This window comes from Kitasatospora sp. NPDC001603 (assembly GCF_040298365.1).
In the GTDB taxonomy this organism is placed as follows: Bacteria; Actinomycetota; Actinomycetes; order Streptomycetales; family Streptomycetaceae; genus Kitasatospora.
This window is the reverse complement of sequence record NZ_JBEPAA010000080.1, coordinates 14,579-36,618: the sequence shown is the minus strand read 5'-3', so window position 1 is coordinate 36,618 and position 22,040 is coordinate 14,579. Positions and strand designations below refer to the sequence as shown.

The 22,040-nt window shown below is 73.2% G+C and carries 23 protein-coding genes and 1 pseudogene; 14 read left to right on the top strand and 10 right to left on the bottom strand.

The genetic code is table 11. The features are described from left to right. Positions 1 to 27: 27 nt before the first annotated feature. The 6 genes from ABT263_RS32690 to ABT263_RS32665 all read right to left on the bottom strand — a co-directional run bounded on the left by ABT263_RS32690 (position 28) and on the right by ABT263_RS32665 (position 6,082). Positions 28 to 999, bottom strand: coding sequence for a TolB family protein (locus ABT263_RS32690; RefSeq protein ID WP_352296004.1), 972 nt, complete (start codon positions 997 to 999; stop codon positions 28 to 30). After that, complete coding sequence (locus tag ABT263_RS32685) at positions 996 to 2,294, bottom strand: MFS transporter (RefSeq protein WP_352296009.1); 1,299 nt, start codon at positions 2,292 to 2,294, stop codon at positions 996 to 998. The genes ABT263_RS32690 and ABT263_RS32685 overlap by 4 nt, the downstream gene beginning before the upstream one ends. Before the next feature lie 2 nt (positions 2,295 to 2,296). Then, complete coding sequence (locus ABT263_RS32680; RefSeq protein ID WP_352296002.1) at positions 2,297 to 3,622, bottom strand: discoidin domain-containing protein; 1,326 nt, start codon at positions 3,620 to 3,622, stop codon at positions 2,297 to 2,299. 354 nt (positions 3,623 to 3,976) lie between these two features. Next, complete coding sequence (locus tag ABT263_RS32675; protein ID WP_352295999.1) at positions 3,977 to 4,318, bottom strand: hypothetical protein; 342 nt, start codon at positions 4,316 to 4,318, stop codon at positions 3,977 to 3,979. 262 nt (positions 4,319 to 4,580) lie between these two features. Then, a complete protein-coding gene (locus ABT263_RS32670) occupies positions 4,581 to 5,207 on the bottom strand; it encodes a hypothetical protein (protein ID WP_352295996.1) in 627 nt (208 codons plus the stop codon). A 149-nt stretch (positions 5,208 to 5,356) separates the two neighbouring features. Then, the gene (locus ABT263_RS32665; protein WP_352295993.1) at positions 5,357 to 6,082 is read right to left on the bottom strand and encodes a TetR/AcrR family transcriptional regulator; all 726 of its coding nucleotides are present in this window, start codon (positions 6,080 to 6,082) and stop codon (positions 5,357 to 5,359) included. A gap of 144 nt (positions 6,083 to 6,226) precedes the next feature. On the opposite strand from ABT263_RS32665, the gene ABT263_RS32660 reads away from it, so the two are divergent. From ABT263_RS32660 to ABT263_RS32640, 5 genes are all read left to right on the top strand, one after another. Further along, entirely contained in the window at positions 6,227 to 7,963 is a 1,737-nt protein-coding gene (locus ABT263_RS32660) for an amidase (protein ID WP_352295991.1), read from the top strand. 173 nt (positions 7,964 to 8,136) lie between these two features. Then, positions 8,137 to 8,547: a VOC family protein gene (locus ABT263_RS32655; protein WP_352295988.1), complete on the top strand. Its 411-nt coding sequence runs from the start codon at positions 8,137 to 8,139 to the stop codon at positions 8,545 to 8,547. 169 nt (positions 8,548 to 8,716) lie between these two features. Continuing rightward, positions 8,717 to 9,250, top strand: coding sequence for a helix-turn-helix domain-containing protein (locus ABT263_RS32650; RefSeq protein ID WP_352295985.1), 534 nt, complete (start codon positions 8,717 to 8,719; stop codon positions 9,248 to 9,250). After that, positions 9,250 to 9,915, top strand: a complete 666-nt coding sequence (locus tag ABT263_RS32645; protein ID WP_380393078.1) for a glyoxalase — start codon at positions 9,250 to 9,252, stop codon at positions 9,913 to 9,915. Before ABT263_RS32650 ends, ABT263_RS32645 begins: the two co-directional genes overlap by 1 nt. A gap of 122 nt (positions 9,916 to 10,037) precedes the next feature. Continuing rightward, positions 10,038 to 10,451 (top strand): VOC family protein, encoded by a 414-nt coding sequence (locus ABT263_RS32640; RefSeq protein WP_352295979.1) that lies wholly within the window; start codon positions 10,038 to 10,040, stop codon positions 10,449 to 10,451. A gap of 146 nt (positions 10,452 to 10,597) precedes the next feature. Here the strand turns inward: ABT263_RS32640 and ABT263_RS32635 are convergent, their stop codons facing one another. Beyond that, positions 10,598 to 11,320, bottom strand: a complete 723-nt coding sequence (locus ABT263_RS32635; RefSeq protein ID WP_352295976.1) for an SDR family oxidoreductase — start codon at positions 11,318 to 11,320, stop codon at positions 10,598 to 10,600. Positions 11,321 to 11,415: 95 nt separating this feature from the next. Here ABT263_RS32635 and ABT263_RS32630 point away from each other — a divergent pair, with 95 nt between their 5' ends. Then, on the top strand, positions 11,416 to 12,336 hold the full coding sequence (locus ABT263_RS32630) for an AraC family transcriptional regulator (protein WP_352295973.1): 921 nt from the start codon (positions 11,416 to 11,418) through the stop codon (positions 12,334 to 12,336). 168 nt (positions 12,337 to 12,504) lie between these two features. Further along, positions 12,505 to 12,870 (top strand): hypothetical protein, encoded by a 366-nt coding sequence (locus tag ABT263_RS32625; protein ID WP_352295970.1) that lies wholly within the window; start codon positions 12,505 to 12,507, stop codon positions 12,868 to 12,870. A 34-nt stretch (positions 12,871 to 12,904) separates the two neighbouring features. Here the strand turns inward: ABT263_RS32625 and ABT263_RS32620 are convergent, their stop codons facing one another. Both ABT263_RS32620 and ABT263_RS32615 read right to left on the bottom strand, forming a co-directional pair. Continuing rightward, positions 12,905 to 13,675 (bottom strand): hypothetical protein, encoded by a 771-nt coding sequence (locus tag ABT263_RS32620; protein WP_352295967.1) that lies wholly within the window; start codon positions 13,673 to 13,675, stop codon positions 12,905 to 12,907. A 327-nt stretch (positions 13,676 to 14,002) separates the two neighbouring features. Next, positions 14,003 to 14,125, bottom strand: a pseudogene (locus tag ABT263_RS32615) (family 1 glycosylhydrolase); the annotation flags it as partial. A 211-nt stretch (positions 14,126 to 14,336) separates the two neighbouring features. Between ABT263_RS32615 and ABT263_RS32610 the strand changes: the two are divergent. The 7 genes from ABT263_RS32610 to ABT263_RS32580 all read left to right on the top strand — a co-directional run bounded on the left by ABT263_RS32610 (position 14,337) and on the right by ABT263_RS32580 (position 20,424). Then, positions 14,337 to 14,420: a putative leader peptide gene (locus ABT263_RS32610; RefSeq protein WP_352296006.1), complete on the top strand. Its 84-nt coding sequence runs from the start codon at positions 14,337 to 14,339 to the stop codon at positions 14,418 to 14,420. Between the two features lie 285 nt (positions 14,421 to 14,705). Continuing rightward, positions 14,706 to 15,761, top strand: coding sequence for an ABC transporter substrate-binding protein (locus ABT263_RS32605; protein WP_352295964.1), 1,056 nt, complete (start codon positions 14,706 to 14,708; stop codon positions 15,759 to 15,761). Positions 15,762 to 15,768: 7 nt separating this feature from the next. Further along, positions 15,769 to 16,593, top strand: coding sequence for an ABC transporter ATP-binding protein (locus ABT263_RS32600; protein ID WP_352295961.1), 825 nt, complete (start codon positions 15,769 to 15,771; stop codon positions 16,591 to 16,593). A 167-nt stretch (positions 16,594 to 16,760) separates the two neighbouring features. Beyond that, positions 16,761 to 17,540 (top strand): ABC transporter permease, encoded by a 780-nt coding sequence (locus tag ABT263_RS32595; RefSeq protein ID WP_352295958.1) that lies wholly within the window; start codon positions 16,761 to 16,763, stop codon positions 17,538 to 17,540. A gap of 10 nt (positions 17,541 to 17,550) precedes the next feature. Continuing rightward, on the top strand, positions 17,551 to 19,140 hold the full coding sequence (locus tag ABT263_RS32590; RefSeq protein WP_352295955.1) for an FAD-binding protein: 1,590 nt from the start codon (positions 17,551 to 17,553) through the stop codon (positions 19,138 to 19,140). Beyond that, on the top strand, positions 19,137 to 19,496 hold the full coding sequence (locus tag ABT263_RS32585; protein ID WP_352295952.1) for a 4Fe-4S dicluster domain-containing protein: 360 nt from the start codon (positions 19,137 to 19,139) through the stop codon (positions 19,494 to 19,496). The genes ABT263_RS32590 and ABT263_RS32585 overlap by 4 nt, the downstream gene beginning before the upstream one ends. Positions 19,497 to 19,533: 37 nt before the next feature. Next, positions 19,534 to 20,424: a TauD/TfdA dioxygenase family protein gene (locus ABT263_RS32580; protein WP_352295949.1), complete on the top strand. Its 891-nt coding sequence runs from the start codon at positions 19,534 to 19,536 to the stop codon at positions 20,422 to 20,424. A gap of 163 nt (positions 20,425 to 20,587) precedes the next feature. On the opposite strand, the gene ABT263_RS32575 is transcribed toward ABT263_RS32580, so the two are convergent. Next, positions 20,588 to 21,922, bottom strand: a complete 1,335-nt coding sequence (locus tag ABT263_RS32575) for an LLM class flavin-dependent oxidoreductase (RefSeq protein ID WP_352295946.1) — start codon at positions 21,920 to 21,922, stop codon at positions 20,588 to 20,590. Between the last annotated feature and the right edge of the window lie 118 nt (positions 21,923 to 22,040).

The window sequence follows — 22,040 nt, the reverse complement described above, 5'->3', positions numbered from 1 at the left end:
GGCGGGGCCTGCCCCGCGGCCCCCGGGTCAGTTCGGCGCCGCGGCCACGGCCACCGGCGACGAGGCGCCGGGCACCAGCAGCCGCGGCGCCCCGCCGCCGTCCGCCGGCACGCTCCAGACGTCGGTGCCCTTGCCGCCCTGGCCGGGCAGCGCGTACCCGAGCGTCTCCCCGTCGAGCCAGACCGCCTGGTCGTCCACGCTGCGCGACTCGGCCAGCGGGTGCTCGCCCATCCCCGCCAGCTCCAGCACGTGGAGCCGCCAGGGCGCCGCCGGGTCGGCCGAGACCTTCTTCTTGAAGGCGATCCGGGTGCCGTCCGGCGAGAGCGAGGGGCACTCCACGTTCTCCCGCAGGGTGCGGGCCGACCAGGCCCGGAGGTCCCCCTCGACCAGGTGGGTCCGGCCGCCGGTCGAGACGGTGGCGTAGAAGCGGTTGTCGTCGGCGGCGAAGCTGACGCCCCAGTAGTTGACGTCGGCGGCGTGGTAGCGGGCGCCGTCGACGGTCAGCGGGATGGACTCGATGGACTTGACCAGGTAGCCGGTACGCAGGTCCAGGACCGACGTCCGGGTGGAGAAGGTGCCCGCCGCGTAGGAGTCCCCCACCGCGAAGGCGGTCCAGGCGAGCAGGTGTCCGGAGGCCGACACCCGGGCCCGGTTCGGGATCCCGGGCACCGTCACCGACTGGAGCTCGGTGAACTTCCGGTCGTACACCACCGCCTGGGTCCGAGCCGGGGTGCCGGGCAGGGCGCGCAGGCACAGCGCCCGGTCCCCCGCGGCGTGGAAGCGGACGCAGGACGGGCCGTCGGCCGCCCCCGGACTGCGGGCGACCCGCCCGGTGGCGGAATCCCGGTAGTAGAGCCCGGGCTCGTCCAGGGTGAACGAGCTCGCGGCGGCGACCAGCCGCTGCCCGCCGCCGCGTTCCCTGGCGTGCAGGACGTACCCCAGCGAACCGCCCAGCAGCACCAGGGCCGCGGTGATCAGCACCAGCGAACGCGCTTTCACGAAACCTCCCTCTCCGGCCGCTCCGGCAGGATCCGCCGTGCCGCGACGAGTGCGGCGGCCAGCGCGAGCGCGGCCGCCGCCAGGGCCGGACGCGGCCCCCACCACGTCCAGGCCGCACCGAAGCCCGCCGCGCCGACCAGCCGGGCCAGCGCCTGGCCGGTCTGCAGCACCGCGAGCCCGCTCGCCCGGCCGTCGAGCGGCAGGACCGGTCCGGCGAGTGCCATCAGCACACCGTCCGTGGCGGCGTAGAAGACGCCCAGGAGGACCAGGACGAGTACGGTGGCCGGCCAGCCCGGCGGGGCCATCACCACGAGGTAGGCCGCGAGCAGCGCACCGTGCCCCCAGAGGAACGGGGTGCGCCGCCCGGACCGGTCCGCGATCCGGCCCGCCGGTACGGCCAGCAGCAGGTAGCACGCCGCGGCGCCGAGCGGCAGCAGCGGGAAGAGCAGGGCCGGCAGGTCCAGGCCGCGCTGGAGCAGCAGGTAGAGGAAGGAGTCGCCGATCGTCGCGGCGCCCAGCAGCACGGCGGCCGTGACGACCCGCCGGAACACCGGGTCGCCGAGTGCCCGGGGCTTCTTCCCCGTCCTGCCGCGCTCGCCTTTCCTCCCACGCTCGCCGACTGCCGGCTTCACATCGGCCACCGGCTTCACGCCGGCCGCCGGCCTCGCCCCGGCCGGGACGAAGAGCACCAGCACCAGCACGCCGAACAGCCCGGTGGCGAAGCTGACCACGAAGACCGCGTCGTACGCGTCCGCCGTCGCCCACAGCACCACGAAGGCGACCAGGGGGCCGAGCAGCGCCCCCGTGGTGTCCATCGCCCGGTGCACCCCGAACGCCCGGCCGAGCTCCTCCGGCGGCGCGCTGAGCGAGATCATCGCGTCCCGCGGCGCGGTCCGCACGCCCTTGCCGAGCCGGTCGGCGGCCAGCGCGGCGGCGATCCCGGCGGCCGCGCCGCCGGCCAGCAGCAGCCCGAGCCGGGAGAGCGCCGACAGCAGGTAGCCGACCCCGGCGACCGTCCGGTGCCGGCCGCCGCCGCGGTCGGCGAGCTTGCCGCCGAGCAGCCGGACCAGTGCGGTCGCCCCGTTGAACAGCCCGTCGAGGAAACCGAATTGAAGCGGCGAGAGGCCGAGCCCCAGCACCAGGTAGAGCGGCAGCACGGCGGTGACCATCTCCGAGGAGACATCGGTGACCAGGCTGACCGCGCCGAGCGCGACGACCGTGCCCGGGACGCGCCGTCCCGCCCCGGCGGGGCGGGACGGCGCGTCCGGACGGCGGCCCGTGGTGGCGAGGTACATCATCAGTGGCAGCTGTACTTCGGGCTGGTGTCCTTGACCTGGCCGTCCGTCCCGACGTAGCTCCACCCGTAGCCGGAGTCGGTGAAGTCCAGCTTCAGCACGCCGTAGTCACCGCTGATCCGCTTCTGGCTGTTCGGCTGGACCTGCTCGATCGGGTAGGGCTCGGCGCCGCCCATCCCGCCGACGATCTCGACGATCCCGTCCGCGGTCGCCTTCCCGTCCGGGTCCTGCGGGGCGAACCGCTCGTAGTGGTGGTCGTGCCCGTTCAGCACCAGGTCGGCCTTGGCCCCGTAGAGGATCTTCCACACCGGCCGGGAGACCGGGTCGTTGCCGTGGCCGCCGGAGGAGTACAGCGGGTGGTGCCAGTAGGCGGCGACGCACTTCTTCCCGTTGGCCGCCAGGTCGGCCTTCAGCCAGTCGATCTGGGCGCTCTGGTCGAAGGCGTTGGAGTCCAGCGCGACGAAGTGCCAGTTGCCCTCGTCGAAGCTGTAGTAGCTCTTCCCCTGCGGGTAGGCGATGCTGCCGAAGTACGCCTTGTACCCGGCGAGCGACCCGGCCGGGTCGTAGGTCTCGTGGTTGCCCGGCACCGGGTGGGTCTTCGCCTTGAACGCCCCCCAGGTCTTGTCGTAGTAGGCCTTGAAGTCCGCCAACCGGGCGTCGTCGTACTGGCTGTCACCCATCGTCAGGTAGAACTTGGGGTTGATCTGCTGGGCCAGCGCGGCCGTCTTCGGGTGCGCGCAGCCGCTGTCCGCGGCGGTGCACTGGGCGGCGATGTCGCCCGCCGCCACCACGGTGAACGCCCCGCCCGGCGCGGTGCCGGTCGGCGAGGGGGTGCCGGTCGGCGAGGGGGTGCCGGTCGGCGAGGGGGTGCCGTCCGGCACTCCGTACACCTGCATCTCGAACAGCGAGTACCCGTACGACGTCCCGCGCGCCGTCCCGTACATCCGGACGTAGCGGCCCTTTCCGGCCAGCCCCGTCCAGTCGTCCGCCCCGCCGTTGCCGGCCTTCTCCTCGGCCACCGCCGTCCAGGTCACTCCGTCCGCCGACACCTCCAGCCGGTACGCCTTCGCATAGGCGGCCTCCCAACTCAGTTTCACCCGGGAGACGTTGGCGCTCCCCCCGAGGTCGACCCGCAGCCACTGCGGGTCCTTCCCCTCCACACTGGCCCACCGGGTGGAGGTACTCCCGTCGAACGCCTTCCCCGCCGCGTACGACGACCCCTCGGTGGAGGAGGCCGTCGCGGCCTTCCCCTGCGAGAGCAGCGGGTCGACCGCCGCCCCCGCCTGCCCGGACCAGCCGAGCACCAGGCCGCCGAGCAACGTGATCACCGCGGCGAACACTCCGACACGAACAGGTCTTGCCGAGACACCCAGACGCATCCCTGAACTCCATGACCTTGAGTAGATGGCGAGAGCTGGACTCCGGTCCACAGCACACGAACTCACCGGGCGAGCGGCAACCGCGCCACCGCAGCGGCCGGGTCAGAGCTCTCGCTGAGCACGTCACACCCCCTCCGAGCCGGGGTGCCGCGCCAAGCCGCCGACCGACAGCCTAATGGATAGTAAAGTTCCCTACCAATAGTTCGGCGGCACCGAACTTCCGCCCGCCGAGCGGATCATGGCCCTGTCCGAGCGCCTCGCCGGACCCGTCTCCACGGCCCCGACCGACCGCCGGAGCGCCCGCTACCGCCGCGGACCTGCGGCCGCGTACGCCGCGGCGCCGGTCGCGAACAGGGCCGACGCCGTCCCGGTGGACGCCGCCGTGCCGGGCAGAACGGCCATCCAGTGGAGCACCTGCCCCGTGGTGCCGCCCGGCGGCGGTAGGAGGAGGGTGAACGCGAGCCAACCGGCCGGCAGGGTCCAGGCGAACGACGCCCCGCACAGCGCCGCGCCGAGCGCGCGCAGCCGGGTGTCCTCCCGCACCGAGGTCGGGGCGCCGTCGCCGAGGACGTCGTGCAGCACCCGCAGCGCCTCCCGGCCGCGCGGCGCGAGTTGGGGCCGGTGCGAGCGGCTCGCCCGCGTCACGCACACCGGAAGGGCCGCGCGGCCCCCTCGGGCCACCCGCTTGGCGAGGCGTTCCTCGTCCAGTCCCCCCCAGTGCTCTCCTCGTGATCTCACACCAGCCGGACGCCCGAAGCCGCGGTCGGGTTCTACCTCCGCCCTGACCTGCGTCACAGTCCGGCGCGGGGGTGCGGGATCCGCCCGGCCGCCCTGCGAGCGCCGCCGGCCGGTCAGGTCGTGGCGGTCGGGTCGTGGCGGTCAGGTCGTGGCGGTCGGGTCGTGGCGGTCAGGCCGTGGCGGCCAGCCCGCGGCCCTGCTCCAGGAACGCCATGGTGCCGATGACGCCGCCGAGTTCGCGGATCGGCCGGGCGGCGCCGAACGGCGCGTTCCAGAACTCGCCCCGCCGCGGGGTGGGCGGGCCGACGTACGCGTACGGCTCCGCCTGGAACGCGTCACCGGGTGAGACGCCGTAGTTCACGCCGTCGACGGTCACCCCGATGTCGAAGTGCTCGGGCCAGATGACCGGGTCCGCCCCCGCGAACAGCCCACGCAACGCGGCGTCCCCGAGCGCGAAGCACCGCGCGAGCCGGCGGGCGGCGGACGGGTCCGCCTCGACGGCGTCGTCGGCGGCCACGACCGCCCCGTCCCCGTACAGCCCGGCCGGGGCACCGACCGCGAGCCCGAGAGCCGCGCCGAGCGCCGTGCAGGTGGTCCATTCGAGGGACAGCGCCTGCCCGGGCGCGACCAGCTCCGCGCCGATCACCCGCAGCCGCGGCTCGGCCGTGGTGGCGAAGCCTCCCGCGCAGGCGCGCAGCCTGATGGTCCCGCTGTCCCGGTACTGCGGCCCGGCCAGGACCAGCTCGGCCACCGCGTGCAGGGCCCGGCGGGTGCGTACGAGAGTCTCGGTGTCCATGAGGGCATGCTCCCGCAGCCCGAGGCACCGCGCACAGCCTGCCGCCGGGCGGCCGCACCGGCCGGCCCCCGCCGGTCGTCGCCGATCCTCACGCCGCACGTGGTGGCCCTCGGCCCACCGGACCCGTGCGACGGCGGCGGGACGCGCCCTCAGGCCCGGCCGGCCGGCCGCAGTTCGCGTTCGAGCGCGGCCAGCGCGAAGGCGTGCGCGGAGGCGTGCTGCCAACGGGCCCGCCCGAACATCACGTCCCCGGAGAGCCCGTTGAGCATGGCCACCGCCCTGATGACGAACTCGGCAGGGTCCACGTCGGCGAACTGCCCCAGCGCCCGCCCCTCCCGGAGGACGGCTTCCAGCCGCTCCTCCCAGACGTCGGACAGGTCGGTGAGGACCTGCCGGCCGGCGTCGTCGTGGCACTGGGCCAGCACCTGCGTCCACAGCGCGTAGCGTTCGTCGCCCGGGTGGCGGGGCAGGTAGTAGCGGACGAACAGCGCCAGTTTCTCGGCGGGGGACGCGGCCTCGTCCGCGGCCCGCTCGAACCGGGAGCCGAGGTCCGCCTCGCTCCACGCGAGGACCTCCAGCAGCAGCCGGTCCTTCTTGCCGAAGTGGTAGAGGATGTGCCCGGTGCTCATGCCGGCCCGCGCGGCGATGTCCGACATCCGCACGGCCGCGGTGCCCTTCTCGGCGATGACGCTGATGGCGGCCCGCATCGCCCGCCCCCGCGCCTCGTCGCCGCTGGGCTGGCGCTTCCGGTCGGCCGGGGTCGGGGCGGGCTGGTGAGCGGCGCCCGGTTCAGTGCCCGTCCCAGCGCCCGACGCGCCGCCCGCCCCGGCACCCTGCGCGGCACCCGTCACCGGCTCGGTCTCTCGCGTCGACATGGCCGCACCTCGATCCTGGGGGTCTAGATCCGTAGTCTAGACTGAAATTCTAGTCAGTTCGCCGGAGGCGTGGCGGCCGCGTACGCGCGACCGGCCCGCCGCCCGGCGATCTACCTGCCCGACCCCCACCCAGGAGGCACCCGCATGACGCGCGGATTCGACGTTGTGGAGACCTGTATCGCCGACCTGCGCGAGGCACTGGAGAAGGGCCGGACCACCGCGGTCGAGCTGCTCGACGCCTACCTCGCACGGATCGACGCGTACGACCGGCCCGGCACCGCCACCGCCCTCAACGCGATGGTCGTGATGAACCCGGACGCCCGCGCCGAGGCCGAGGCCTCCGACGCACGCCGCGCGCGCGGCGAGACGCTCGGCCCGCTGGACGGCATCCCGTACACCGCGAAGAACAGCTACCTCGCGAAGGGGCTGACGGCCGCCGCCGGTTCGCCGGCCTTCGAGCACCTCGTCGCCCAGCGCGACGCCTTCGCCATCGAGCGGCTGCGCGCGGGCGGCGCCGTCCTCATCGGCCTGACCAACATGCCGCCGATGGCGAACGGCGGCATGCAGCGCGGCGTCTACGGCCGCGCGGAGAGCCCGTACAGCGCCGACTGGCTCACCAGCGCCTACGGCTCCGGCTCCTCCAACGGCTCCGGCACCGCGACCGCCGCGTCGTTCGGCGCGTTCGGCCTCGGCGAGGAGACCTGGTCCTCGGGCCGGGCCCCCGCCTCCAACAACGCGCTGTGCGCCTACACGCCCAGCCGCGGCGTGATCTCGGTGCGCGGCAACTGGCCGCTCGTGCCGACCATGGACGTCGTGGTCCCGCACACCCGCACCATGGCCGACCTGTTCGAGCTGCTCGACGTCATCGTCGCCGACGACCCGGAGACCCGCGGCGACCTGTGGCGCGCCCAGCCGTGGGTGCCGCTGCCCGCCGCCTCCCGGGTGCGGCCCGCCTCCTACCCGGCCCTCGCCCCCGCCGACGCCGGGGCGGCGCGCGCCGCGCTCGCCGGCAAGCGCGTCGGCGTGCCCCGGATGTACATCAACGCCGACCCCGAGGCCGGGACGAACCCCGAGGGCGGCATCGGCGGCCAGACCGGGCAGCGGATCGACACCCGCCCCTCGGTGATCGCCCTGTGGGAAGCCGCACGCCGCGACCTGGAGGCCGCCGGTGCCGAGGTCGTCGAGGTCGACTTCCCCGTCGTGTCGAACTACGAGTCCGACCGCCCCGGCACGCCCTCGCTGCTCACCCGCGGCCTGGTCGGCCGCGACTACCTCACCGTCGAGATCGAGGACCTCTCCGCCTGGGCGTGGGACGACTTCCTGCGCGCCAACGCCGACCCCGCGCTCGCCACCCTGGCCGAGGTCGACGGCGACCGCATCTGGCCCAAGCGGCAGGGCGAACTCCCCGACCGCTACGCCGGCTTCGACGACACCATCGGCGACTACCCGCGCTTCGTCCGCGAGCGCCCGTACGCCTCCTTCACCGACATGCCGCACCTCGAAGCGGGCCTGCGCGGACTGGAGGAGACCCGCCGGGTCGACCTGGAGGAGTGGATGGACGAACTGCGCCTGGACGCCGTGGTGTTCCCCGCGGTCGCGGATGTCGGCCCCGCCGACATGGACGTCTCCGAGGCGTCCGCCGACCTCGGCTGGCGCAACGGCGTCTGGGTCGCCAACGGCAACCTGGTCCCCCGCCACCTCGGCATCCCCACGGTGACCGTGCCCATGGGCACCATGACCGACACCGGCATGCCCGTCGGCCTCACCTTCGCCGGCCGCGCCTACGACGACAACGCGCTCCTGACCCTCGGCGCCGCCTTCGAGGCGACGGCCCCCCGCCGCACGGAACCGCCGCGCACCCCTCGCCTGCCCGCCGAGTGACGTGACGGAGCGGGGCGGGGGTCTCCCCGCTCCGCCCCGCCGCTGTCGCGGGACGCGAGGGCGGCGGGGGCGCGAGGGCGCGCCACCCGACATGTCCGCCGACGTCCGCATGTGCCCCGATCGATCAGGAATCGAGAAGCGCGGTCCACGGCGTTGCCTCTAGCCTGCACGCCATGGACATCAGCATTCACACCACCACCCTTCCGCACGACGACCCGGACGCGTCGCTGGTCTTCTACCGCGACGTCCTGGGCTTCGAGGTCCGCAGCGATGTCGGGCAGGGCAGGATGCGCTGGATCACGGTCGGCCCGGCCGGGCAGCCGGGCACGTCGATCCTGCTGGCGCCGCCCGCCGCCGATCCCGGCATCACCGAGGACGAGCGCCGCACGATCACCGAGATGATGGCCAAGGGCACCTTCGGCTGGATCCTGCTGGCCACCCCGGACCTCGACGCCACCTTCGAGAAGGTGCAGGCCGTTGACAGCGAGGTCGTCCAGGAGCCGACCGACCAGCCGTACGGCGTCCGCGACTGCGCGTTCCGCGATCCCGCCGGCAATCTGATCCGCATCCAGGAACTGCGCTGAGCCGTACGGGTACCGGCGCGGCTGTACGAGCCGCCGCGCGACCACCCGTGAGGGGTGCCGGCGTCACGTGGACGCGTCCGGGGGCAGCCGTCTCGGCCACCCCCGGTCGCCCGAAGACGCCGATGGGCAGGGCAGACGGACAGGGCAGACGGAGAACGAGGGGGTCCCCATGTGCAGGCCGGAATGGCGGCGAGCGCTCGTCCAGGCGCAGCGTCTGGCCGACTTCGCGCGGTTGCGCCGCGTCCGCGATCGGATCGACCGGGAGTACGCGCGGCCGCTGGACGTGGCGGCGCTCGCCCGCGACGCGAACATGGCCGCCGGGCAGCTGAGTCGGGAGTTCCGCGCCGCTTACGGCCAGTCGCCGTACGCGTATCTGATGGCGCGTCGCATCGAGCGGGCGGCGGCGCTGCTGCGGCGGGGCGACCTCGGCGTCACCGAGGTCTGCCGCGCGGTCGGCTGCGCGTCGCTGGGTACGTTCACCACCCGCTTCACCGAGCTGGTCGGCATGCCGCCAGGAGCCTTCCGGCGCCGGCCGGCGGGTGCGGCGGACGCGGCAGATGCGGCGGCCGCGACGGCCGGCCGTCCCGCTCCGGCGGCGGGGCCGGCGATCATCCTGGACGGGATGCCCGCGTGGGTGGCGAGGCGGGTCGCGAGACCGGTCAGGAATCGAGAAGCCCCGGCCGCCGGGCAGCGCCTAGCGTGATGGTCATGGCAACCACCGCTTCCACCGCAGCCCACACGTCCCTCGCCTCCGTCACCCTCGAGGTGGCCGACCCCGAGGCCGCCCTCCGCTTCTACCGCGCCTTCGGCGTGGACACGCACATCCGCCTGCGGGCGTCCGGGGCGCACTCCACCGGATTCCGCGGCTTCACCCTGGCGCTCACGGTGTCCGGGCCCGCGACCGTCGACGGCTTCGTCGGCGCCGCCGTCGACGCCGGGGCGACCGTCCTGAAGCCCGCCGCCAAGTCGCTGTGGGGCTACGGCGGCGTCGTCCAGGCCCCGGACGGGACGATCTGGAAGATCGCGACCTCCGCGAAGAAGGACACCGGCCCCGCCACCCGCGAGATCGACGAGGTCGTCCTGCTGCTCGGTGTCGAGGACGTGAAGGCCACCAAGCAGGTCTACGTCGACCGGGGCCTGACCGTGGCCAAGAGCTTCGGCGGCAAGTACACCGAGTTCGCCCCCGGTCGGGCCGGCACCGTCAAGCTGGCGCTGTACAAGCGCCGCGCCCTGGCCAAGGACCTCGGCGTCCCCGTCGACGGCACGGGCTCGCACCGCATCGTGCTCGGCAGCGCCGCCGAGGCCTTCACCGACCAGGACGGGTTCGTCTGGGAGGCCGCCGAGGCGCTCGCCCCCACGCCGTCCTGACGACAGCCGGGCCCCGGCACGGATCGCCGGCGCGTACACACCCACACGTCGCGTACGCCTCCGCCGGTACCGCGTACACCTCCACCAGTAGCGCACACATCCACCAGTACAAGGAGTGAGCCATGAAGGCGCACGTCAGCTCCATCCTCCTCGGCGTCCGGGACATGGACCGGGCCAAGCGGTTCTACACCGAGGGGCTCGGCTGGAAGATCCAGAACGACTACGGCATCTCGGTGTTCTTCGCATCGGACGGCGCCTCGCCGGTCGGCTTCTACGGCCGCGAGGGCCTGGCCGAGCAGGTCGGCACGGACCAGGAGGGCAGCGGCTTCAGCGGCCTGGTCCTGACCTACGTCGTCCGTAGTGAGGCGCGGGTCGACGAGATCATGGCGGAGGCCCAGCAGGCCGGCGCCACCGTCCTCAAGCCCGCCGGTGCTCTGCCGTGGGGCGGGTACGGCGGCACCTTCGCCGACCCGGAGGGCTACATCTGGAGCCTCGGCTACAGCGCCCAGGGAGCCGACCAGCCCTACGCCGAGTAGCCGCGATCGGGCAGGACCTGCGAGCGGGTCGCGAGCCCCGTGATCCGCGCCCGCTCGGACGCCCCGCGGCCGACCGCTACCGCCGGGACGGCCGCCCCAGCCCCGGCGCTCCCCACCCCCGGCGCCCCGCGTGAGCCGTCTGCCGTCTAGACGAGGGACCCGCCGCCGTCGAGCGTCAGCACGGAGCCGGTCGCGAAGGGGTTGCCCAGCAGGAGGAGATAGGCCGCCGCGGCGTCCCCGGGCTGCCCGACCCGACCGGCCGGGAGTCCGCCGCCCTGGCTCCGGAAGAACGCTTCCGGTTCCGGGACGAGGCCGTCCCACAGTTCGGTCCGCACGACGCCGGGGCGTACCGCGTTGACCCGGATCCCCCGCGGGGCCAGGTCCAGGGCGAGCGCTCGGGTCAGGGACTCGATCGCTCCCGTCGTGCTGGCGGGGACCGGCGAGCCGGGCAGCGGGCGGGTCGCGACCACTCCGGACGTGACGACGATCGAGCCGCCCGGACGGATGGCCGGCACCGCATGCTTCACGGCCAGGAAGGCTCCCCAGTAACGGACTTCGAAGCCGGCGCGGGCCTCGGCCGAGCTGAGGTCCTCGATCCCCTTCAGGAGCAGGGTGTCTCCGGCCGTGTAGACGAGGTGGTCGAACTCGCCGAGTCCGGCGAAGAACGCGGCGATCGAGGACTCGTCCGTCACATCGATGCGACGGCCCTCGGTGTCGCCGGGCAGCGTGGACGCGGCCGCGTCCACGCGTTCCTGGCTGCGCGAGGCGACGACGACGCGGGCCCCGTCCTTCGCGGCCTGCTCGGCGACCGCGTAGCCCATGCCCGAGGTGCCGCCGATGACGACGATCTTCTTCTGGTTCAGTGTCATGAGGTGAAGCTATGTCAGTGCCGCGAGACGATGAATGGCCAAGGATCTCGATCCGCTGTCCGATCGTCTCGATCCCCCGGCGCTATGATCGCGTCGTGGACATCCTGAGCGACACCCTGGCCGCACTGAGAACGGGACGTCCCAGCGCCGTCCGCACCGAGGCGCGAGCGCCGTGGGGCTTCCGCGTCCAGGCCGTCGTCGGGGCCGCGTTCCATGTGGTCGGCGAGGGCCGGTGCCTGCTCGTACCGCCGACCGGGGACCCGATCGAACTCGGCGCGGGCGACGTGGTCTTCCTGCGCCGGAGCAGCGGCCACGTCCTGACCGACTCGCTGTCGAGCCCGGTCGTGGACTTCGCTCCGGTACCGGTCGACGCGGGTTCGCCGATCGGCCGCCTCGTCGCCGACGGCCCCGGTGCACGGACCCGCCTGCTGTGCGGCGCCTACAAGCTCGACGTGGACCACCGGCACCCCCTGCTGCGCGAACTCCCGGAGGTCATCCACCTTCCCGCCCGCCCGGGGCGCCATCCGGCGCTCCAGGCGACGGTCGATCAGCTCTGCGTCGAGATGAACGCCCCGCGGCCCGGATCCGACGCCGTCGTCAGGTCGCTGATGGACCTGCTCCTCGTCTACATCCTGCGCTGCTGGTACGACGAGCAGTCGCACGAGCGCGCCGGGGGCTGGGCGGCGGCCCTCACCGATCCGGTGATCGCACCGGCGCTGCATGCCATCCACGAGGACCCCGGGCATCCGTGGACCGTCGAATCCCTCGGCGGCAGAGCCGGCTTGTCGCGGGCGGCCTTCGCCCGGCGCTTCACCGCCGTCGTCGGCGATCCGCCGTTGAGCTACCTGACGACGTGGCGCATGACGACGGCCGGACGACTCCTGCGGGACGGCGACCTCTCCCTGACCACCGTCGCGGCGAAGAGCGGGTACACGTCGGAGCTCGCGTTCGCCAAGGCCTTCAAGCGCCACTTCGGAGCCCCACCGGGCGCCTACCGCCGCGGGGCACGGGCCTGACGGCCCGGCCGATGATCCCGGCCACGGTGCCGGCGAACCGGTACCGGGAGAGCAGCACGCGCAGCCGGCCGGTCTCCGTCCTGATCCTGCCGAACCCACCGTCCTCCTGAGGCGCCCCGACTACGCTTGTCCCGGTCACGGCCAAGATCGAACGAGGGGGGATCACCCATGCCGTACGAGATCGGCGCGAAGGTGAGGCTGACCAGGGATGTGCAGGTCAGCGCGGACGGCATGACGGCCGGAACCGGCCTCCCCGGTCCGCTGTTCCTGGCCGGGGGCTTGACGGGCATCGTCTCCGGCTCGGCAGTACAAGCCGGCGGCGCGTCCCCGGACATGCTCGCGAGCTTCGACCAGCAAGTCCGCGGCAGCCGGTTCGACAGCTTCACCGCCGGCCTGATCGACGACCTCCGTCAGCGGGTCATCGGGATGGGAGCAGTGGGCGCCGGAGCCGGCGCTCGGACCAGGTACACGGTGCGCTTCGAGAACGGCTTCGTTCTCGGCGGTCTCGAAGAAGACTGGCTGGCCGGAGCCTGAGTGTCCGCCACCGCGCCGGCGCGGTGGCGGACACTCAGGCCGGATAGCCGATCGAGCCCAGCGGTGGGCAGGGGATGAGTGCGGTGCCGGCGCCGGGGCGTTCGACGAAGGCCCTGGCCTCGGCGGCCTGTTGGCGTCGGGCCTCCAGCTCGTCGGCGTGCCAGGCGTCGATCCGGGCCCGGGGGTAGTCCCAAGAGTCGTCGATGAGACTCAGGCTGGTGTTGCCGGCGCTGCGCTGGAACTCCGCCTTCACGACGGCTTGTTGGAGCGCGGTCTGGACGGCGGCGAGATCGATGCGGGTGATCAGGACGCCGAGGGTGTTCGGTTCACGGGTCGGCATGGGGGCCTGCGGGAGCAGCGACACCCCGGTGTCGAGGCGGCCGAGGTTGTCGACGCTCGCGTCCTGGGCCTCCCGCACCGTGATCCGCATCTCCCGGTGCAACCAGAAGAACTCGTCGAGGTCGGCCTGGGTGATGCGCATCCGCTCGTACAGGGCACGGAAACGGGGGTCCTGGTGCAACGGGACCAGGACAGCCGCGTGGAGTGCCACGCAGTCGTTGAAGCCCCCTGCCACGGCGGCCTCAAAATGGAGGATGGCCAGTTCCGCGTCTCCCTGCGCGCACGCCAGCTCACCGAGGCTCGCACGGCCCGACGCGGCGAGCCACGCACCGTCGGGGCCGAGCGCCGCGGCACGCGCGACGAGGTCGTGGAGGCCCCTGGTCCCCGCCACGGCGGGTCCCTTGGTCAGGAACTCCACCAGCACTTCGTGCAGACGGGTGGCCAGTGAACTGACGGTGTCGACCATGGATCTCCTCGGGCCTCGGGGTTCATTTGGGGAGAGCTGAGGGGGCGTCGATTCTGCGGTAGCCCCTGGAAATGACGGGCGGACGGGAGGAGCGGTTCCCGCCGCCGGGACCCGTCGGGCAGGAGAGCGGGCCGAGAAGGAGAACGCCCTCCTCCTCACCGCGGACAGCACGACGATGCCGGGCCCCCGGCCGCATCACGCCCCGATCCGGCCGGAAGCGAACCGCGCACCGTCCCTCCCCCTGACCGGAGCCCAGACTAATCTCCCCATCACCCGATGGATCAACCGCCCGTGGCCGGGCGAACGTTGTCCGATGCGGCGCCAGCCTCATTCATTCGCTCGATGAATGGCGATCAGCTCGCGGTACCAGGCGTACGAGGCCTTCGGCGTGCGCCGCTGCGTCTCGAAGTCGACGTGGACGAGGCCAGAGCGTTGGTGGTAGCCCTCGGCCCGTCGGGCAGGCTGTCTTCTGTACGGCCCCACCCGAGCGCCCGCCAGCGACGGGCTGACCCCCGGCTCGACCCCCGGTCCGCCCCCGGGAGCGACGCCCCGCGCGACTCCGGACGCGTCTGCGCGGGGCCCTCGGTCAGGCCGCGGCGGGTTTCTTCCGGCGGCTGAACATTCGTTGACCTGGTTCGGGTCAGCTGCCAGGCTGTCGGACGTGAGCCAATCCGAGCGCCTTGTGGGCCGCCTGCACGTCGATCTACGACGACACGCGAGCGCCATCTGTGCTGTCTGCCACTGACCGACGCCCCTTGTCGCTGACGCGCTCCTCTCACCTGTCGGCCTGAACCGGCACGGTCGCCGTACCGGCACGGTCGCCCTGACGTCGCGGCCGCAGCTCCGGGCTGTCGCCGTACCCGGCCGTGCCGTCCCGCGCAGCCTCCGCGCCCCGGGCGCCCCGCCCTGGCCCTGTCCGCCGGGTGCTCTCCTGTTCACCACCAGCCGTTCACCCGCCTCGCCGCGTGACGCGCAGCCCTGCCGCGCGTCCCCGTCGGCGTACCCTGCCGACCCCGCAAAGGACCTCCCCATGCCCCTGACCTCACGGCCCGCTCCCCCACCCACCTCCCGACGCCGGTTCCTCACGCTGGCCGCGGTCGCGGCGGCGGCGGCCGCCTGCGGCCGGGCGACGGCGGCCGGCGGCGCCGAGACGAAGAAGCTCCGCTACCAGGGCTGGGTCGGGCAGGTGACGTTGCCCGAACTCGCGGAGGATCTCGGCTACTTCGGCGACGTGAAGCTGGAGTGGGTGGGTAACACGATCAGCGGCCCGCAGGACATCCAGTCGGCGGCGACCGGGCAGACGGACTTCGGCGGGGCGTTCAACGGCGCCGTCGTCAAGCTGATCGCGGCCGGGGCGCCGGTGAAGGCGGCGATCAGCTACTACGGCGTCGACGCCGCCTCCTACAACGGCTACTACGTGCTGGAAGACAGCCCGATCCGCTCCGCCCGGGACCTGGTCGGCAAGAAGGTCGGGATGAACACGCTCGGCGCCCACGTCGAGGCGGTGCTGGACACCTACCTCCAGCGCAACGGTTTCGCCGCATCGGAGTTGCGCCGGGTCGAGCGGATCGTCGTGCCCCCGGTCAACACCGAGCAGGCGCTGCGCCAGAAGCAGATCGAGGTCGCCTCGCTGGGCGGCGTCCTGCGGGAGAAGGCGCTGGCGGCGGGCGGGATCAGGCCGCTGTTCAGCGACTTCGACCTGCTGGGCGCCTTCAGCGCCGGCACGTACGTGCTGACCGACAGGTTCCTCAAGCAGAACCCGACCACGTCGAGGGTCTTCGTGACGGGGGTCGCGAAGGCGATCGAGTGGGCCCGGGCGACGCCGCGCGAGGAGGTGATCGCCCGCAGCACGGACATCATCAAGCGCCGTGGCCGCAACGAGGACGTCGCGGCGCTCCAGTACTGGAAGTCCTTCGGCGTCGCCGAGCCCGGCGGCCGGATCACGGACCAGACCTTCCAGCTCTGGATCGACTGGCTGACCGCCCACGGTGACATCAAGGCCGGGCAGGTCAAGGCGGCCGACCTCTACAGCAACCGGTTCAACGGCTACTCGGCCGCCTCGCCCACTCCCACCGCCGGGAGCTGAGCCCGCGATGACCGATCACATCAGCCTCCGCCAGGTCACCAAGACGTTCCCGGTCCGGGGGCGTGCGGGAGACCGCCCGCCCTCCGGGTTCGTCGCCCTCGACTCGGTCGAACTCGACGTCGCCAAGGGCGAACTCCTGACGGTCGTCGGACCAAGCGGCTGCGGAAAGTCCACTTTGCTGGACCTCCTCGGGGGTCTGACGGCGCCGACCTCCGGCGAGATCCTCCTCGACGGCCGGCCGGTCACCGGCCCGGGGATCGACCGCAGCATCGTCTTCCAGCAGTACGCACTGCTGCCGTGGCGGACAGCCCAGGGCAACGTGGAGTTCGGCCTGGAGGCCACCGGCGTGGCGAGGCGGCAACGGGCCGCCAGGGCACGGGAGTACCTCGACTTGGTCGGTCTCACCGGCTTCGAGGACCGCCACCCGCACGAACTCTCCGGCGGCATGAAGCAGCGGGTCGCGATCGCCCGCAGTCTCGCGTATGACCCGGCCGTCCTGTTGATGGACGAGCCGTTCGCGGCGCTCGACGCACAGACCCGCGAGTCGCTCCAGGACGAACTTCTGCGGATCTGGCAGCGGACGGGCAAGACCGTCGTGTTCATCACCCATGGCATCGAGGAGGCGGTCTACCTGGGCGGCCGCGTCGCGGTGCTCACGTCGCGGCCGGGCCGGGTGAAGGAACTCGTCCCGATCGACCTGGGTGAGCGTGCGGCCGGTCACGACCTGCGATCCAGCCCGGCGTTCGCCCGCTACCGCCACCAGATCTGGAGCCTGCTGCACGACGAGGTCAGCCGTGCGCAGCAGTTGGAGAGAGAGGTCAGCCGCATATGAGCACCGATCTGAACCCGCGCGCGGCGGTGGACGTGCGGACGGTCCCCGTCGGACCCCGGCCCACGGTCGAGCCGGCCCCAGTCGGGGTACCAGCCCCGAGCAGTGCATCGACCCCGGCGCCGGCCCCGGGTGGGACGGCGACCCCGGCACCGGCCGTCCGGTCGAGGGTGCCGCGCCGTCTGCTGCGGCTACTGCTGAGCGGCGCCGCGAAGTCCGTGGCGATCGTCGCGCTGCTGCTGCTCTGGGAACTCGCCCCGCGGTTCGAGCTGGTGGACCCGACCTTCCTGCCGCCGTTCAGCGAGGTACTGGGCGCCTGGTACGGGCTGCTGCAGAACGGCCAGCTGGCCGACAACACGCTGGCCAGCCTGACCCGATCGCTCAGCGGCTTCGGCCTGGCGGTGGTGATCGGTGTGCCGCTCGGCCTGCTGATCGGCTGGTACCGGCCGGTGGCCAACCTGCTCAGCCCGCTGCTGGAGCTGTTCCGCAACACGGCGGCGCTCGCCCTGCTCCCGGTGTTCGTGCTGATCCTCGGAATCGGCGAGACGTCCAAGATCTCGATCGTGCTGTACGCCTGCCTGTGGCCGATCCTGCTCAACACCATCAGCGCGGTGCGGAGCGTGGACCCGACGCTGATCCGGCTCGCCCGCTCGCTGGACCTCTCCGCGCCCCGGCTGTTCCAGAAGGTGATCCTGCCCGCCTCGGTGCCGGTGGTCTTCACCGGCGTCCGGCTCGCCGGGGCGGTGTCGATCCTGGTGCTGGTGGCCGCGGAGATGGTGGGGGCGAAGGCGGGACTCGGCTATCTGATCAACGCGTCGCAGTACAACTTCGCGATCCCGCAGATGTACGCGGGGATCGTGACGATCTCCGTCATCGGGCTGGTCTTCAACCAGCTGCTGGTCGCGCTGGAGCGCCGGTTCACCGCCTGGCGCGCCCCGCTGGGCGGTTGAGAGGCCTGACATGAGTACACGACAGGAGTTCACGGCCGACGTCCTGGTGGTCGGCGGCGGCCCGGCGGCCACCTGGGCGGCGCTGGACGCGGCCCGCGCGGGCGCGGACGTCGTCCTGGCCGACAAGGGGTACTGCGGGACGAGCGGCTCGACGGCGGCAGGCGGCACCGGCGTCTGGTACATCGACCCGGAGCCGGTGCGGCGCGAGGCGGCGATGGCGAGCCGGGAGGCGCTCGGCGGCTACCTGGCCGACCGTCGCTGGATGGCCAGGGTCCTCGACCAGACCTACGCCAACATGAACGAGCTGGCGGACAGCGGGAGTTATCCCTTCCCGACCGGTCCGGACGGCCGCCAGCTGCGGAACGGCCTGCAGGGCCCCGAGTACATGCGCCGGATGCGGATCCGGGTGCGGCGGGCGGGCGTCCGCATCCTCGACCACAGCCCCGTCACCGAACTGCTCACCGCCGCCGACGGTTCGGTCGCCGGTGCTGCGGGCCACCGCCGGCAGGCCGGGCACCCCTTCCTGGTGCGGGCGGGCGCCGTCGTGCTCGCCACCGGGGGCTGCGCGTTCCTCAGCAAGGCACTCGGCACCAACACCAACACCGGCGACGGCGCCCTGTACGCGGCCGAAGTCGGCGCCGAGCTCTCGGGGATGGAGTTCTCCAACGCCTACGGCATCGCGCCGGAGCACACCTCGGTGACCAAGACCGCCTTCTACTCGTACGCCAGCTTCACCACGGCGGACGGCGCCCCGTTGGAGGGCGCGGCCAGCCAGGGCGGCCGTTCGGTGATCGCCCGTTCACTGCTGGCGGGGAACAAGGTGTACTGCCTGCTGGACCGCGCCGACGAAGCGGCCCGACGCGCGATGCGCCTGGCCCAGCCCAACTTCTTCCTGACCTTCGACCGGCTGGGCATCGACCCGTTCACCGACCGGTTCGCCGTCACCCTGCTCGCCGAGGGCACCGTGCGCGGCACCGGCGGCATCCGGATCGCGGGCGACGACTGCCGCACCACCGTCCCCGGCCTGTACGCCGCCGGGGACGCCGCCACCCGTGAGGAGATCTGCGGGGGCTTCACCGGCGGTGGCAGCCACAACGCGGCCTGGGCGATGTCCTCGGGCACCTGGGCCGGGCGGGGCGCCGCCGGGTACGCGCGTGCGCTCGGGCCCGGTGCCCATCGTCGTACGCTCGCCCCGGCCGGCCGGGCCGGGCTGCGCCCCACCGGGACGCCCGGCGGGGACGCCCGCGAGATCGTCGCCACCGTCCAGCGCGAGGTGCTTCCGTACGACAAGAACTACCTCCGGCACGGGGACGGCCTCACCGGGGCGCTCACCGTGCTCGACGACGCCTGGGCGCGGCTGCGGGCCGGGCTGCGGGCCACGGGTGCGGACGCGATCCGGGCCCGGCAGGCGGCGGCGCTCGCCGCGAACGCCCGCTGGATGTACCGCTCGGCGCTCGCCCGTACCGAATCCCGGGGGATGGCCCGCCGGCTCGACCACCCCGACCAGGATCCGGCGCAGCACCACCGGATCGCCACCGGCGGCCTGGACGAGGTCTGGACCCGCCCGCTGCCCCGCACCACCACGGAGGTCACCGCATGATCGAACTCGTCTCCCCGGAACGCTGCATCGCCTGCGACAAGTGCATCAAGGTCTGCCCGACCGACGTCTTCGAGCGGGGCACCGACGGCGTCCCGTCGATCGCCCGGCAGGACGACTGCCAGACCTGCTTCCAGTGCGAAGCCAACTGCCCGGTCGACGCGCTGTTCGTCGCCCCGTACACCCACCCGCAGCCGCAGGACCCGACCGTTCGCGACGAGCGGCGGCTGACCGAGGCCGGGCTGCTCGGCAGCTACCGCGCGCAGATCGGCTGGGGCCAGGGCCGGACCCCGGGCGCCCTGCGCGCGATCGGCCCGGTCCTGGGGCCGGCCGCTTCGGCCGCCCCCATCACCTCCTGACCGTCCGTACCGCACCCACCGTCCGAAGGAGATCCCCATGACCAGCGTCTTCGAGATCCGCAAGATCGGCGGCCGGATCGGCGCCGAGGTCCTCGGCGTCGACACCGCCGCCGCACTCGACGCGGAGACCGTCGGGAAGCTCAACGCCGCGTTGGTGGAGCACAAGGCGCTCTTCTTCCGCGCCCAGCGGCTGGACGACGACGGCCAGACCCGCTTCGCCGCCAACTTCGGCACCCTCACCACCGCGCACCCGACCGTCCCCGCGCTCGACGGCCAGCCGAACGTCCTGGCGGTGGACAGCGAGGACGGCGGCCGGGCCAACCACTGGCACACCGACGTGACCTTCGTCCGTACGCCTCCGAAGGCCAGCACCCTGCGCAGCCTGATCGTCCCGCCGTACGGCGGCAACACGCTGATCGCCAACACCCAGGCCGCGTACCGGGACCTTCCGGAGCAGCTGCGCGAGTTCGCCGACCGGCTCTGGGCCGTGCACACCAACGACTACGACTACGCGCAGGGAAAGGAGTTGGACGCCGCGGACCAGGAGCGCCGCCGGATCTTCACCGCCCGCAAGTACCGCACCGTCCACCCGGTGGTACGGGTGCACCCGGAGAGCGGTGAGCGTGGGCTGTTCATCGGCGGCTTCGCGCAGTCGGTCGTCGGCCTGCCGACCGCCGAGTCCCACGACCTGCTGCGCAGCCTGCAAGCGTACGTGACCCGGCCCGAGAACGTGGTCCGCTGGCGCTGGGAGCTGGGGGACGTGGTGCTGTTCGACAACCGCGCCACCCAGCACTACGCGCCGGACGACTACGACGACCTGCCGCGCCGCCTGCACCGCGTCACCGTCGCCGGTGACGTCCCGGTGGGTGTCACGGGCGAGCCCAGCCAGGTGCTGGAGGGTGACGACGCCTCGCACTACACGTCCTGACCGGCGGCCCGGCCGCGCGGAGGACTCCGTGCGGCCGGGCCGAGGGCCGAGGGCTGCGGGCCCGAGGGCGGCCGACGCCACGGGGGAAGGCCCGGACCACTCGGTCCGGGCCTTCCCCCGTGCAGCCGGGCGCCGGGCCGGCGCGCGGCCCGACGCGCGACCGTTACGGCGCGGTGTACCGCCCGGCCGGGCGCGGCAGGCCGTAGTGCTCGCGCAGGGTGTTCCCGGTGTAGCCCTCGCGGAACAGGCCGCGTGCCCGCAGGATCGGGACCACCTGCTCGACGAAGTCGTCCAGGCCGCCGGGCAGGACGGGCGGCATGATGTTGAAGCCGTCGGCGGCGCCCTGAGTGAACCAGGTCTCGATGTGGTCGGCGAGTTGCTCGGGGGTGCCGACCACGACCTGGTGGCCACGGCCGCCGCCGAGCCGTCCGACGAGTTGGCGCAGGGTCAGCCGGTCGCGCTCGGCGAGGTCGCGGATCAGCTCGAAGCGGCTCTTGGCACCGTTGATCCGGGTGACCGGCGGCAGCGGCGGCAGCGGTTCGTCCAGCGGGTGGTCGGTGAGGTCGACGCCGAGCACCGTGGAGAGCACGCCGACCGCGCGGGCCGGGTTGATCAGCGCGTCCAGTTCCTCGTCCAGGGCACGTGCCTCCGCCTCGGTGGAGCCGAGGACGGGGACGACGCCGGGCAGGATCTTCACCCGGGCCGGGTCGCGGCCGGCCTCGGCGGTCCGTCGCTTGAGGTCGCCGTAGAAGGCCTGCCCCTCGGCCAGCGTCTGCTGCGCGGTGAACACCGCCTCCGCCCAACGGGCCGCGAAGGCCTTGCCGTCGGCGGAGGATCCGGCCTGCACGAGCAGCGGGTGGCCCTGCGGGCTGCGCGGGATGTTCAGCGGCCCGCGCACCTGGAAGTGCTTTCCGACGTGGTCGATGTCGTGCACCCGGTCCGGGGCGGCGAAGGCCCCGTCCGCACGGTCGAGCAACAGCGCGTCGTCCTCCCAGCTGTCCCACAGGGCGGTGACCACGTCGAGGAACTCGGCGGCCCGCTCATACCGGACGGCATGGTCCTGGTTGGCGCTGCGGCCGAAGTTCTGGGCGGCGCGGTCGCCGGCCGAGGTGACGATGTTCCAGCCGGCCCGCCCGTGGCTGATGTGGTCCAGCGAGGCGAACTGCCGGGCCAGGTTGTAGGGCTCGGAGAAGCCGGTGGAGACGGTGCCGATCAGGCCGATCCTCGTGGTCACCGCGGCCAGCGCGGTGAGCAGGGTGAACGGTTCGAAGTGGCTGATCAGGCCCCATCCCCCGTCGGAGCGGGCCTCGACGCCGTCGGCGAGGAACACCGAGTCGAAGGCGGCCGCCTCGGCCGTCCGGGCGAGCCTCTGGAAATGCGCGACGTCACCCGCGGCGGACGGGTCGGTGCGGGGGTGGCGCCAGGCGGCCTCGTGGTGGCCGACTCCCATCAGGAAGAGGTTGAAGTGGAGTTGGCGATCGGCGGGACTTTCGGGCATGGCGGAACGCTCCGGGGCTCGGCAGGCGGGCGGGAGAAAGGGGATTGACCCGATTCTCCGACCCGCCGTCCGGCTGTTCAACGATTCGCCTGGCGGTGGAATTAATGCGCCGTTGACG